General features: G+C 66.7%; 14 protein-coding genes and 1 tRNA gene. 11 read left to right on the forward strand and 4 right to left on the reverse strand.

All coding sequences use genetic code 11. The features are described from left to right. Positions 1–49: 49 nt before the first annotated feature. The 6 genes from ACSDHM_RS14115 (at position 50) to ACSDHM_RS14140 (ending at position 6,867) form a co-directional block, all read left to right on the forward strand. Positions 50–598, forward strand: a complete 549-nt coding sequence (locus tag ACSDHM_RS14115) for a Dps family protein (RefSeq protein ID WP_005418469.1) — start codon at positions 50–52, stop codon at positions 596–598. Between the two features lie 513 nt (positions 599–1,111). After that, complete coding sequence (recQ, locus tag ACSDHM_RS14120; RefSeq protein ID WP_072167681.1) at positions 1,112–2,917, forward strand: DNA helicase RecQ; 1,806 nt, start codon at positions 1,112–1,114, stop codon at positions 2,915–2,917. A gap of 93 nt (positions 2,918–3,010) precedes the next feature. Further along, positions 3,011–3,394, forward strand: coding sequence for a CopL family metal-binding regulatory protein (locus tag ACSDHM_RS14125; RefSeq protein ID WP_088497078.1), 384 nt, complete (start codon positions 3,011–3,013; stop codon positions 3,392–3,394). Between the two features lie 75 nt (positions 3,395–3,469). Continuing rightward, complete coding sequence (locus ACSDHM_RS14130; protein WP_439426337.1) at positions 3,470–5,281, forward strand: copper resistance system multicopper oxidase; 1,812 nt, start codon at positions 3,470–3,472, stop codon at positions 5,279–5,281. Then, entirely contained in the window at positions 5,278–6,273 is a 996-nt protein-coding gene (locus ACSDHM_RS14135; RefSeq protein ID WP_353761554.1) for a copper resistance protein B, read from the forward strand. The genes ACSDHM_RS14130 and ACSDHM_RS14135 overlap by 4 nt, the downstream gene beginning before the upstream one ends. A gap of 81 nt (positions 6,274–6,354) precedes the next feature. Beyond that, positions 6,355–6,867 (forward strand): GNAT family N-acetyltransferase, encoded by a 513-nt coding sequence (locus tag ACSDHM_RS14140; protein ID WP_353761555.1) that lies wholly within the window; start codon positions 6,355–6,357, stop codon positions 6,865–6,867. Positions 6,868–6,954: 87 nt separating this feature from the next. On the opposite strand, the gene ACSDHM_RS14145 is transcribed toward ACSDHM_RS14140, so the two are convergent. Continuing rightward, positions 6,955–7,275, reverse strand: coding sequence for a zf-TFIIB domain-containing protein (locus tag ACSDHM_RS14145; RefSeq protein ID WP_061480338.1), 321 nt, complete (start codon positions 7,273–7,275; stop codon positions 6,955–6,957). A gap of 150 nt (positions 7,276–7,425) precedes the next feature. Here ACSDHM_RS14145 and ACSDHM_RS14150 point away from each other — a divergent pair, with 150 nt between their 5' ends. After that, positions 7,426–8,193, forward strand: coding sequence for a CPBP family glutamic-type intramembrane protease (locus ACSDHM_RS14150; RefSeq protein ID WP_072167676.1), 768 nt, complete (start codon positions 7,426–7,428; stop codon positions 8,191–8,193). A gap of 93 nt (positions 8,194–8,286) precedes the next feature. Continuing rightward, positions 8,287–8,712, forward strand: a complete 426-nt coding sequence (locus tag ACSDHM_RS14155) for a response regulator (RefSeq protein WP_061480336.1) — start codon at positions 8,287–8,289, stop codon at positions 8,710–8,712. Positions 8,713–8,749: 37 nt separating this feature from the next. Here ACSDHM_RS14155 and ACSDHM_RS14160 read toward each other — a convergent pair whose 3' ends face one another. Together ACSDHM_RS14160 and ACSDHM_RS14165 are read right to left on the reverse strand one after the other, a co-directional pair. Beyond that, entirely contained in the window at positions 8,750–9,688 is a 939-nt protein-coding gene (locus tag ACSDHM_RS14160; protein WP_439426338.1) for an alpha/beta hydrolase, read from the reverse strand. Between the two features lie 82 nt (positions 9,689–9,770). Next, positions 9,771–10,622, reverse strand: a complete 852-nt coding sequence (locus tag ACSDHM_RS14165) for an alpha/beta hydrolase (RefSeq protein WP_072167674.1) — start codon at positions 10,620–10,622, stop codon at positions 9,771–9,773. A 1,033-nt stretch (positions 10,623–11,655) separates the two neighbouring features. Between ACSDHM_RS14165 and ACSDHM_RS14170 the strand changes: the two genes are divergently transcribed. Beyond that, complete coding sequence (locus ACSDHM_RS14170) at positions 11,656–11,808, forward strand: hypothetical protein (protein ID WP_227838078.1); 153 nt, start codon at positions 11,656–11,658, stop codon at positions 11,806–11,808. A gap of 83 nt (positions 11,809–11,891) precedes the next feature. After that, the gene (locus ACSDHM_RS14175; RefSeq protein ID WP_252745503.1) at positions 11,892–12,221 is read left to right on the forward strand and encodes a hypothetical protein; all 330 of its coding nucleotides are present in this window, start codon (positions 11,892–11,894) and stop codon (positions 12,219–12,221) included. A gap of 74 nt (positions 12,222–12,295) precedes the next feature. Here ACSDHM_RS14175 and ACSDHM_RS14180 read toward each other — a convergent pair. Continuing rightward, a tRNA-Lys gene (locus ACSDHM_RS14180) sits at positions 12,296–12,371 on the reverse strand. A gap of 168 nt (positions 12,372–12,539) precedes the next feature. Here ACSDHM_RS14180 and ACSDHM_RS14185 point away from each other — a divergent pair. Then, positions 12,540–13,493: a DUF2268 domain-containing putative Zn-dependent protease gene (locus tag ACSDHM_RS14185; RefSeq protein ID WP_252744913.1), complete on the forward strand. Its 954-nt coding sequence runs from the start codon at positions 12,540–12,542 to the stop codon at positions 13,491–13,493. Positions 13,494–13,501: the final 8 nt, after the last annotated feature.

Raw genomic sequence — 13,501 nt, forward strand, 5'->3', positions numbered from 1 at the left:
TCACGACCGGTTTATTGTGAAGGCCAACGATTCCACAAGGAGGAACCCCATGGCGAAGACCAAGAGCACGACCAAGGCCAAGACCGGCAAGCAGAAGCTTGCAGCGGCGGCACCGTCGGCGCCGAACATCGATATCGGGATCACCCAGGGCGACCGCAAGAAGATCGCCGACGGTCTGTCGCGCTTCCAGGCCGACGCGTTCACGCTCTACCTGAAGACGCACAACTTCCACTGGAACGTGACCGGGTCGATGTTCAACTCGCTGCACACCATGTTCGAGACGCAGTACACCGAGCAGTGGGCGGCACTGGACGACGTGGCCGAGCGCATCCGCGCGCTGGGCTTCAATGCCCCGGGCTCCTACCGGGAATTCGCTGCGCTGACCTCGATCGTCGAGGAACCGGGCCTGACCGACAGTGCGGACTGGCGTGAAATGGTACGCCAGTTGGTGGTCGCCAACGAAGCGGTATGCCGTACGGCGCGTGAAGTGCTGGATGTGGCGGCCAAGGGTGACGATGCCCCGACCGAGGATCTGATGACCCAGCGCCTGCAGACCCACGAGAAGTACGCCTGGATGCTGCGTTCCCTGCTGCAGTAAGGGTTGGGGGGGGGGGGCGGCAGGGCTGCGCCCTGCACCCGCAGAGGCAACTGCAACGTCAACGTCAACGTCAAAAGCGGGCTATCCGTGGGTTGGCGGGGCGGGTCCAGTTGCGGGGGACGCCGTGAATACGTCCATGTAGGCTCGGTCGCCGCATCCATGCGGCTCACGCCCCCGCAACCGGACCCACCCCGCCTTCGACAGTTTTCCGCGATCTGCCAGGGCATTACTTGGGGTCAGATCCGTTTTCCGCAGGAAAACGTGTCTGACCCCATTTTGTTTGTCGATATCTGACAGATTTCATCCACGCATGGCGTGGATCTACCGCCCACCGGGCCAAGTCCGGGGGAGAGCCCCCTGAGTCAGGGGGCGGACGCGAAGCGGCGGGGGTCTGGGAGCTGGTAAGTGGGGCCCGCGTTTCGCGGAGCGAAGCGTGGGAGCGGCAGCGCGCATGCGATGGCCCGTTCCCAGGGCGCAGCCCTGCCGACTCCCCCGCCGGGGTAAACTAGCGCGATGGCTTCCCGTCCCGCGCACGACCTGCTCCAACGCGTCTTTGGTTACGACGATTTCCGTGGTCCGCAGCAGGACATCGTGGAGCATGTGGCTGCCGGTCACGACGCCCTGGTGCTGATGCCCACCGGCGGCGGCAAATCGCTGTGCTACCAGGTCCCGGCCCTGCTGCGTGACGGTTGCGGCATCGTCATCTCGCCGCTAATCGCACTGATGCAGGACCAGGTCGAAGCCCTGCGCCAGCTCGGCGTGCGCGCCGAGTACCTGAATTCAACCCTGGATGCCGAGACCGCCGGCCGCGTCGAGCGCGAGCTGCTCGCCGGCGAACTGGACATGCTGTATGTCGCCCCTGAGCGGCTGCTTACCGGGCGTTTCCTGTCGCTGCTGTCGCGCAGCCAGATCGCCCTGTTCGCCATCGACGAAGCACACTGCGTGTCGCAGTGGGGCCATGACTTCCGCCCCGAATATCGCCAGTTGACCGTGCTGCACGAGCGTTGGCCGCAGATCCCGCGGATCGCGCTGACCGCCACCGCCGATCCGCCGACCCAGCGCGAGATCGCCGAGCGCCTCGATCTGCAGGAAGCGCGCCATTTTGTCAGTTCCTTCGACCGCCCCAACATCCGCTACACCGTGGTGCAGAAGGACAACGCCCGCAAGCAGCTGACCGACTTCCTGCGCGGCCACCGTGGCGAGGCCGGCATCGTCTACTGCATGTCGCGGCGCAAGGTCGAGGAGACCGCTGAATTCCTCTGCGGCCAGGGCTTCAACGCTCTGCCTTACCACGCCGGCCTGCCGCCGGAAGTGCGCGCCGGCAACCAGCGCCGCTTCCTGCGCGAGGACGGCATCGTGATGTGTGCCACCATCGCCTTCGGCATGGGCATCGACAAGCCGGACGTGCGCTTCGTCGCGCATACCGACCTGCCCAAGTCGATGGAGGGCTACTACCAGGAAACCGGACGCGCAGGCCGCGATGGCGAAGCCGCCGAGGCCTGGCTGTGCTACGGCCTGGGTGATGTGGTACTGCTCAAGCAGATGATCGAGCAGTCCGAGGCGGGCGAAGAGCGCAAGCAGCTGGAGCGGGCCAAGCTCGACCATCTGCTGGGCTACTGCGAATCGATGCAGTGCCGCCGCCAGGTGCTGCTGGCCGGCTTCGGCGAGACCTACCCCCAGCCGTGCGGCAACTGCGACAACTGCCTGACGCCACCGGCCTCGTGGGACGCGACCATACCGGCACAGAAGGCGCTGAGCTGCGTCTACCGCAGCGGCCAGCGCTTCGGTGTCGGCCACCTGATCGACATCCTGCGCGGCAGCGAGAACGAGAAGGTGAGGCAGCAGGGCCACGACAAGCTGAGCACTTATGCCATCGGCCGCGACCTCGATGCACGCACCTGGCGCAGCGTGTTCCGCCAGCTGGTCGCGGCCAGCCTGCTGGAAGTGGACAGCGAGGGTCACGGTGGCCTGCGCCTGACCGATGCCAGCCGCGACGTGTTGACCGGCCGCCGCCAGATCAGCATGCGCCGCGACCCGGCCAGCAGCAGCAGCGGACGCGAGCGCAGCGCGCAGCGCACCGGCCTGTCGGTACTGCCGCAGGACCTGGCCCTGTTCAACGCGCTGCGCGGCCTGCGCGCCGAACTGGCCCGGGAACAGAACGTACCGGCGTTCGTGATCTTCCACGACAGCACGCTGCGCAACATCGCCGAGCGGCGCCCGACCAGCCTGGATGAACTGGCCCGGGTCGGCGGCATCGGCGGTACCAAGCTGAGCCGCTATGGCCCGCGCCTGGTCGAGATCGTGCGCGAAGAGGGGTAAGCCGGGCTCGGCTCTACATTGGTGCGGCTCCAACCTTGAACCGGCCATTCAGCCGGAAGTGCATCCGCACCCGCTTGCGGCTAAATTAGCGCCATGTCCCTGGCCTCGACCCTGCTCCGCGTCGTGCTCATGCTCAGCCTGTTGCTCAACGGGCTGAACGCGGCCATGGCCCGTGGTCACGAAGAAATGGGGCGGATGGCCCACGCCGCAGCCGCTGCTGTTGATGGCGGCACTGCCGACTGCCACCACCACGCCGACACGCAGGCCAACCCGGCCCCGCAGGCCAAGGCCCCGGCCCACGACGCCCACTGCCAGATCAAGGACTGCGTGCGCAGCTGCGCCCAGCACCCGCTGCTGGTGGTGCAGCCGTTGCCGTTCATTGCCGGGCCGGCACTGTCGCTGGCCCCGCAGCCGATGCCGGCCACCGGCCGGCCGGCGCCGCCGCTGCCGCCGATCTCACGCCCTCCCATCGGCTGATTCCACACGCACCGTGCGCCCTGCGCACCGCAGCCCGCCGCCTGCCGGCGTCTTTACGTGTCTGGAGTCACCACCATGAATACCCGCATCCCCCGCGGTCCGGGCGCTGTGCCCATGCCGTCGCGCCGCCTGTTCGTGCAGGGCCTGGCCGCCGGTGGCGTGGTTGCCGGCATCGCCGCTGTCGGCGTGCCGCAGCGCGCGCTCGCCGCCGCCACTGCCGCCCCACGCCTGGCCGGCGCCCCCGCCGTGCTCAGCGACACCCGCATCGAACTGGCCATCGGCGAATCGCTGGCCAACTTCACTGGCCGCACCCGTCCGGCGATCACCGTCAATGGATCGCTGCCGGCACCCATCCTGCGCTGGCGCGAAGGCCAGACCGTGGACCTGTTCGTGCGCAACACGCTGGACCGCCACCCGAGCTCGATCCATTGGCACGGCATCCTGCTGCCGGCCAACATGGACGGCGTGCCCGGCCTGAGCTTCAATGGCATCGGCCCCGGTGAGACCTACCACTACCACTTCGAACTGAAGCAGTCGGGTACCTACTGGTACCACAGCCACTCGATGTTCCAGGAGCAGGCCGGCCTGTACGGCGCGCTGATCATCGACCCGGCCGAGCCGGCGCCCTACCAGCACGACCGCGAGCACGTGATCCTGCTGTCCGACTGGACCGACATGGACCCCGGCGCGCTGTTCCGGCGCATGAAGAAGCTCGCCGAGCATGACAACTACTACAAGCGCACCCTGCCCGACTTCCTGCGTGACGTGAAGCGCGACGGTTGGTCGGCCGCGTTGTCCGACCGTGGCATGTGGGGGCGGATGCGGATGACGCCCACCGACATCTCCGACATCAATGCGCACACCTACACCTACCTGATGAATGGCACCGCGCCGGCCGGCAACTGGACCGGGCTGTTCCGCAGCGGCGAGAAAGTACTGCTGCGCTTCATCAACGGCGCCTCGATGACCTACTTCGACGTGCGCATTCCCGGCCTGAAGATGACCGTGGTCGCCGCCGACGGCCAGTACATCCATCCGGTCAGCATCGACGAGTTCCGCATCGCGCCGGCCGAAACCTACGACGTGCTGGTGGAACCGACCGGGCAGGACGCGTTCACCATCTTCTGCCAGGACATGGGCCGTACCGGCTTTGCCGCCGGAACGCTGGCAGTCCGCCATGGCCTGCAGGCACCGATTCCCGCGCGCGACCCACGCCCGTTGCTGACGATGAGCGACATGGGGCACGACATGGGTAGTGGTGGCCATGGTGGCCACGACATGGCCGCGATGAAGGGCATGGAAGGCGGCTGCGGCGCCAGCATGGGCCACAGTGCGCACGGCGGTAGCGATGCCGCCAGCAAGGCACCGAAGCACCCGGCCAGCGAACGCAACAACCCGCTGGTGGACATGCAGAGCTCGGCCACCGAACCGAAACTGGACGATCCCGGCATCGGCCTGCGCGACAACGGTCGCCAGGTACTCACCTACGGCGCGATGCGCAGCCTGTTCGAGGACCCCGATGGCCGCGAGCCGAGCCGCGAGATCGAGCTGCACTTGACCGGCCATATGGAGAAGTTCTCCTGGTCATTCGATGGCATTCCGTTCGCCAGCGCCGAGCCGCTGCGGCTGAACTACGGCGAGCGCATGCGCATCGTATTGGTCAACGACACCATGATGCAGCACCCGATCCACCTGCACGGCGTGTGGAGTGATCTGGAAAACGCGCAGGGCGAATTCCAGCTGCGCAAGCACACCATCGACATGCCACCCGGCACCCGCCGCAGTTACCGCGTGCGTGCCGATGCGCTCGGTCGCTGGGCCTACCACTGCCATCTGCTCTACCACATGGAAGCGGGCATGATGCGCGAAGTGAGGATCGAAGAATGAGCCACTCACTGCTTTCCCCCAGCCTGCTGGCCCTGGGCCTGGCCGCGGCATGGCCGGTATTCGCGCAGTCGCATGCTGGCCATGACATGGGCGCGATAGATCCGCCCGCAAAGACCGCCAACGCGCCGGCCGAACCGGTCGATCATTCGAAGATGGATCATTCGAAGATGGACATGGGCGCGGCGGATCACGCCGGCATGGACCACTCCACGATGGACCACTCGAAGATGGACCATTCACAGATGGACCACGAGGCGATGGGTCACGGCACGCCCGCACCGATCGAACCGCGCGAGCCGATCCCGGTTCCCACCGATGCCGACCGCGCTGCCGCATTCCCACCGATCGCGCACGATGCGATGGAGCATGCACCGCAGATCAACAGCCTGCTGCTGATCGATCGCCTCGAACACTGGGACGGCAAGAACAGCACCGGCCAGGCCTGGGAGGCCACCGGCTGGATCGGTGGCAACATCAACCGCCTGTGGTTGCGCACCGATGGCGAACGCAGCCGCGGCCGCACGGAATCGTCGTCACTGGAAGCACTGTATGGTCGCAGCGTATCGCCGTGGTGGGACGTGCTGGTCGGCGTGCGCCAGGACTTCCAGCCGGCCGACTCGCGCACCTGGGCGGCCATCGGCATCCAGGGCCTTGCACCGTACAAGTTCGAGAGCTCGGCAACGCTGTACATGGGTTCCGGCGGCCAGGTGCTGGCCAAGGCCGAGGTCGAGTACGACGTGCTGCTGACCAACCGCCTGATCCTGCAGCCGCTGCTGGAAGCCACCATCGCAGCCAAGGATGAACCGGAGTACGGCATTGGTCGCGGACTGAACAAGGTCGAAGCCGGGCTGCGCCTGCGTTATGAGTTCAGCCGCCGTTTCGCGCCGTACATCGGCATCAGCCACGAGCGCACGTTTGGCGACACCGCCGACTACGCCGGTGACCACGCGCGCGACACGCGTTGGGTGGCCGGCGTTCGCATGTGGTTCTGATCAGCGGGGTGTGAGCAACCGCCAGCCCCGGCAAACGCCGGGGCCGGCTACACTGCGCCACGTTCCAATGCAGGCTCCGCCATGTCGCTGCAGATCCGCCGCGCCACCCTTGCCGATGTCGACGCGCTGTCGGCCATCGCCATCACCACCTACAACGAAACCTGGGGCGACTCGTATCCGGCGCAGGAGCTGCAGGATTTCCTGCAGGCGCACTACAGCAGCGAACCGCAGCGCGCCGAACTGTCCGACCCGCGCAGCGCGATCTGGCTGCTGATGGACGGCAACAACGTGGTCGGCTACCTGGCTGCCGGTGCCAACACCCTGCCGCATGCCGAGGCCTGCGAAGGCGACATCGAACTGAAGCGCTTCTACATCCTGGCCGACTACCAGAACGGCGGCCACGGCGCGCGCCTGATGGACGCGTTCATGGCCTGGCTGGACCAGCCGCAGCGCCGCACCCTGTGGGTGGGCGTCTGGGAGGAGAACTTCGGCGCGCAGCGCTTCTACGCGCGCTACGGCTGCAGCAAGGTCGGCGAGTACGACTTCATCGTCGGGGATACGCGCGACCGCGAGTTCATCCTGCGCCGGCTGTGACCATGCTGCACATGTAGAGTCGAGCCATGCTCGACTGCTTTGGCAATAGCCAGTCGAGCATGGCTCGACTCTACAAAAGCGAAGCACCTAGAAGTCGAACAACTCCGACAGGAAGCTGTCCTTCTTCTTTTTCTTGTACCCATGGCCGTACTGCTGGCCCCGGTTGTCCTCGTAGCGCTGGCCCAGGTGGCGGGTATCGCGATGCATCACCGGCGGCGGCGCAGCGGCCGGCTGTGCCTGCACAGGGGCGGGCGGCGGCACCGCAGCACCGGCGCCGGCACGTTCGATGATCTTGTCCAGCTCGCCACGGTCCAGCCACACGCCACGGCAACCGGGGCAGTAATCGATCTCGATGCCATGGCGCTCGGCCATCTGCAGGGTCTGGGTCTTGCACACGGGGCACAGCATGGGCATGGCTCCTGAAGGTCTGGCAACGACTCTACCTGCCCACGGATGACTGTGCGGCAACACATGACCGATGGCACAGGGACTTCCGGCGCGTGCCAGCGTCCTCGGCCGCCTTCCACACTGCACGCTGGTTCCGCAGGGAGTGCGTGCATGACCGTCCTGTCCCGCCTGCCCAACGCGGCGCGCCTGCTGCTGGTGCTCCTCGGCGTCGGCCTGGGCCTCAATCTGCGCGATGTCGCTGCGGCCGCAGGCGCGCCGATTCCCGCCTTGCCCATGCCCTACGGCGGCAGCCTGCTGGACAACGCACTGGCCGTGCTGCTGGCACTGCTGCTGGCCGCACTGCTGCGCCCCCATGGGGTAGGCCTGATGGCCAGCTTGGGGCTGCGCGGCAACGGCTGGCGCGGCCCGATGTGGGTGCTGCTGGCCAGCCTGCCCTGCTGGCTGGGCCTGGCGCTGCTGGGCACGCCCAACACCGCACTGACCACCCTGGATGCAACGATGCTCGCCGTGCTGTTCCCACTGGCCGAGGAAGTGCTGTTCCGCGGCCTCGGCTTCGTGTTGCTGGTGAAGCTCATGCGTGGCCCGTGGTCCCTGCTTGCGCTGCCGCAGGCGCTGCTGTTCGGTTGGGTGCACTGGCTGGGCTTCGGCGGCTTCGACGGCGGCGGCACTGCCCTGTTCGTCGGCGCGGTCATCGCACTGGGCGGCTTCATCTTCGCTTGGCTCGACCATCTGGACGGCGACACCCTGTGGTGCGGCCTGGTGCTGCATGTATCGATGAACATGGCGTGGAACGCGTTCAGCCTCGATGACGCCGTCGCGCTGGGCTGGCAGGCCACCAGCCTGCGTATCGGCACCGCGCTGCTGGCGGTGGCGGTGCTGGCCTGGCAGGTACGCCGCCGGCAGCAGCATCGGCTGTAACGCCCACTTAGCCTGGCGTGCACGCCGGGATCACCCCCGGCTTGCGCATACTTGCGCGCCTTCTGCTCCCCTGTTGTCCGGAGTTGCCGCGTCATGTTGCTGTCCAAGCGCTTTGTGGAACCGCGCGTCCTGCTGATCGAGGACGCCGAGGAAACCCAGGAACTCAGCCGCCTCGCCCTGGAAAGCCAGGCCTGCCAGGTCACCGCTGTCAGCAGTGCCGAGGCCGCGCTGGGCCTGCTCAACGCCGGCGAGCCGTTCGACCTGCTGTTCACCGACGTCTGCCTGGGCGGGATCAGCGGCATCGAAACCGCCAACCGCGTGCGCGAGCATCTGCCGCAGCTGCCGATCCTGGTCACCTCCGGCATGGACCAGCATCATGTGCTGCCGCAGCTGCGCGCCGGCATCCACTTCCTGCCCAAGCCGTACAGCATGAGCGAGCTGCTCGATGCCATCCGCCTGTGCTTCCGCCATGCAGCGGATGCCACGTTGATGCCGCCGCCGCAGGCCAGCGCGGCCTGAGGCAATCATTCACGCATGGCGTGGATTGAACCTGCAATCAACCGCTGCTGTACGGTCCGGTACCCGGGAACACCTTCAGCAGCGCGCGGGTGATCATGTCCGGATACACGGTGAAGTGATCCTGGTCATCGATCACCATGTTGTCCACCGTCAACGAGCGCCCGTTGGCGCGCAGCTGCTCGGCGAATTCGGCGTTGTGGCGCAGCATGTCGTTGCGGGTGAAATAGCGCGGCTCCGGCTTCACCGTTTCGAAGCTGCCGATCGACAGCACCACCGTGGTCGGCTGCGTGGGCGCCTTGGCCTCGGCCTGCATGCGCGGCACCCGATGGTTGTCGAACCACAGCGACGGGCTTGACAGGATGTAGGTGCGGAACATGTCTGGGCGCGTGGTCAGCACGTAGGCACCGAACAAGCCACCATAGGAATGACCGGCATAGGCGCGCCGCGCCGGATCAGTGCGGTAGCGCGCATCGATCATCGGCAGCACCTGCTCAGCGAGGAAATCACGGTAGTGCGCCGCGCCGCCGTAGCTGACGTCGTCGCTGTAGTCACGCGGATCGGTGCGCGCCGGATCGCTGGGCGTGTAATCGCGCGAGCGGCTCTGCTTGGACGTCAGGCCTTCCTGCGGCGACAGCCCGACCAGGATGAAATCCTCGAGGTTCACGCCCTTCTGCCCCACCATGTTGCGCACGCTGCGCACCAGCGGGAAGGTGTACAGCGCATCGGTCACATACAGCACCGGATAGCGCCTCTCTGGATGCGCCGCGTAGTCAGCCGGCAGTGCTACCCAGATCGGATAATCGCGGCCCACCGGATCGTGCACGCGCAGCGCTTCGGTATCCGGCAGCACCACGCCCGGCACAGCGGTGGCCGCGCTTTCTTTCGCTTCATTCTGCGTTGCCGGTGGCGCCACCGACATCGCACAGCTACTCATGGCCAGGCAGGCCGCCATACTCCATCCACGCACACGCTGCATCCACACTCTCCCATTGCGGGCGGCGCACCGCATGGCACCGCTGCCGCATCCCTGCATGGCGTGCAGCCCGGTGCCAGTGCGGTCAGGGCGAGGCCGGCGGTGGTGCCGGGAACAGCGTGCGCAGCGCCTGCATTGCGGCCGGGTGATAGAGGGTCGCGTGGGTTTCCTCCGGCAGTGGCAGGTACTTCACCAGCGGCGACGGCGAGGCGTGCTGCAGCAATGCGGCTAGTCGTGCGGCAGAGGCGGCCAGCTCCGGCTGCCCGCTGCTGGCCAGGAATACGTGCGGCTGCGCACGCGTCACCGCAGGCAACTGCTTGGCCACTCCGGCCAGCATCGCGCCGCGGTTCCACCACAGGCTGGGATCCAGCGCGATGTAGCTGTTGAACAGCGCCGGTTCCTGCAGCAGCGTCTCAACCACGAACAGGCCGGCCAGCGACTCACCGATCAGCGCGCGCTCGTCGGTGGTCGGGTAGCGCTGGCGTACCTGCGGCATCAGTTCATCGCGCAGAAACGTGCGGTAGGCCGCGGAACCCCCAATGCGCGGCGCGATCTTCTGGTCCTGCGGATCGCTGCTGGGGCCGGTCATGTCGCGACGGCGCTCGGTGTTCTCGATGCCGACCAGCAGGAACGGGCGCATGCTGCCATTGCCGCTCAGCACCTGCACCAGTCCTGCCACGTGCAGGAAGTCCTCATCGATGCCGCCGTCGGGCATGTAGATCACCGGCAGCGGTGTTTTCGGGTCCAGGCCCCACGGCTGCGGGCGGTAGACGTTGATGCGGCGGGTCTCGCCCAGCGCCTTCGACTCAACGGTGAAGGTCTCGCCGATCACCAGCGGGGTTGCGGCCGCTGATTGTACGGACGGCGCCGGTTCGGCGGCCATCAACGGCGCGACGGAGACGGCGGACAACAACAGCGACAGCATGATCAAGCGCATGGGGTGACCCGTCCTGGGAAAGAGGCCGAGCATAGCGCCCAGCGGCAGGCATTGGCGGCTTCTGCACGCTCAGCATCCCTGCCAGATGCATAGATCCATGCCATGCGGGGGATGACCTCCCCGCGCGCAACCGGGTACGGCTCGGTTTCCCATGCGAATCGCAGCCGAGCATGGCTCGGCTCTACAACAGTTCAACCGTCGCGGATGGGACGGATCACTGTAGAGCCGAGCCCACGCTCGGCTCAGCCCACCGCGCAAACCGCAGCCGAGCATGGCTCGGCTCTACAACACCTTGGACGTCGCAGATGCACCGATTTTTGAGTGCGTGACCCGCTGTTCCGCACCACCACGGCTGGCAAACGTGGCGCGCACTTTCCACGTTCCCCACCACGGCAAACGTGCCGTCAGCGGCAGTTACCGACATTGTCCAACGCGACCGACCGAGCGCATGAGCACATGCGTCGCGCCCTGTCGCTTGCTGCGTCGGCGCGGCCTGCGCCACCATCGTCGCGCGCCTGGATTCCGCATCGTTCTTCGGAAAATCCTCATTGAGCTCCAGGCGCAGGCGTAAACACCATACTGCGCCACCGACAACGGGTGGCAGCGGGCCTGCAAGCCCGTAATGACATTCACGCTGTTGTTTGCGCTCACCCGCCGACACTGTCTTTGGACCGTGCCGGCGGGTGATCCGTCGGCCTTCATGGCGGGCGGTGCGTGGGGGTCTTCGGACCCGCCGGTTACTACGTGATGTCATTCCGGCTTGCAGCCACGCATCGCCTGCCACCCGCCCTGCGCGGTGGCACGCCCACTCCAGAACTGAGGAAGCCGAGATGACCGACCGTCCGCCCTATGCTTCATACGCCGCCAGCACCCACGATGACGACGACAACCCTGCGCCCGAACTGAGCACGTTTCTGGCTGCCTCAAACGCATCCGCGCGGGCGAAGGCGCCGATGGCCTGCCCTGGCCTGAAACCAGCCTATCTGCAGGGCGCGGGGTTGCCCTGTCGCGGGTGGAACGAGCCGCCATTGGCATGCTGACCGTGGCGGAAATGCTGCACGCCGCCGACCGCTGCCGAGCAATGGCCACGCCGGACCGGCATCTGGATGCCGGCGTGGTTGAAGGGCTGTTCTTTGCCTGCCGCAGTCTGGCCGAGCTGGTGTGCCGGGACGTGCGGCCGGAGTAGCCTCACCCTGTACTGCAAACCGGGCCATACTGGGGCCGGACCGGCCGGTACCGGGTCCCATCGAAACCTACAAGGAGGTTTGCGTGTTGAATGTCGTGATCGTTGCCGCGCTGGCTGCTGGCCCCGCTGCGTCCGTACCGTATGCCGATTGCCTGCTGGGCAATATCCAGCCCGGGCTGTCCGATCATGCTGTGCAACTGGTACAGCGGGCGTGTGCGGCGAAGCATCCAGACAGTTTCCTTGCCTCGCTGGAACTGGAACGCGCCTACAGCGCCCAGCGGCAGGCGCGGTTCGATGCGGATCGTGCGACAGCGGAACGCTCTGCGAATGCTGCCGCCAACGCCGCAGCGGTCGCCGCGCAGGCAGCCGCCGAACACGAGGCGGCGCGGGCGCGCGGCGCCAAAGCGAAATAGGCATTTTGCGGGCAACAACACAAAAGGCACCGCTGAGCGGTGCCTTTTTGAATGACTTGGGTCATTGATCGCAATGGTGGGCCGTGAAGGATTCGAACCTTCGACCAAAAGATTAAAAGTCTTCTGCTCTACCGACTGAGCTAACGGCCCATTGCACTGCCCCAGCCTTTCGGCAGGGTGGGCATTCTACCCTACTTTGGCCGGTCGCGTGAAACCCCGGTGTGTCGAAGTTGCCGGCCAGCGGCCGGCACTACCAGTGGGCTTAAACCTTTCGGGCCACTGGCGCATCCCATCTGTGATCCTTCCCCGGAGCCATGGATGCGCCTGATCGCCAGCCTGCTTGCCGCCCTGCTGCCCTGCGCAGCCCTGGCCGCCCCATCCCAGGTCGTCACTGACGACATCGCCCGCTTCTGGGCCACCTATGATGCGGTGCGCGCCGAGCCCGATGGCGAACGCCGGGTGGCGCTGGTCCAGCAGCGCTACATCGATCCGGGCAGCCCCGGCTTGCATGCGCTGATGCAGGTGCGCCACTACACTGCCCGCGAATACGCCGAGGCCATGTGGGCGTGGCCGCGCTTCTGGACGTCGGTGCGGCCGCTCACCGCCAACGCACAGCTCGCCAGCGCCACGCTGGAGCGCGACCTGACTGCGTTCCGGGCGCTCTACCCGGCACTGCGTCCAGCCACCATCACCTATGCAGTGGGCGTGCTGCGCACAGGCGGCACCACGCTGGGCAACAAGGTATTGATCGGCGCGGAGATGGCGCTCGGCGATGAGCGCGTGGACGTGAGCGAGCTGCCCGAGCCGATGCGCAGCCGCCTGCGGATCTTCTACGACAGCCGCCCCGGTGCGAACAACGCGCAGAACAACCTGCACGAATACGTGCATACCCAGCAGCGCGAGACCACCGGCAGCCTGGCCCAGTACGCGGTACGCGAAGGCGTGGCCGAATACGTGGCAGAGCGCATCAGCGGGCGCCGCCCGGCGTTGCCGCTGTACACCTATGGGCCAGCGCACGAAGCGGAAATCCGCGCGCGCTTCCGTGCGGAGATGCACGGGGACAACCTGGACAACTGGCTGTACAACAGCGCGCGCAATCCGTTCGGGGTGAGTGACCTGGGCTACTACGCCGGCTACCGCATTGCGCAGGAGTACATGCGCCGGCAGACCGACGAGAGGACTGCTGTCGCGCAGATGATCGAGTTGGACTATGCCGATCCGGCTGCGGTGCGGGCCTTCATCGAGGCATCGGGATGGTTGCAGGCCCGCTAGGTCAAGGA

The sequence above is a fragment of the Stenotrophomonas sp. T8 genome (assembly GCF_051853085.1).
Lineage (GTDB): Bacteria > Pseudomonadota > Gammaproteobacteria > Xanthomonadales > Xanthomonadaceae > Stenotrophomonas > Stenotrophomonas sepilia.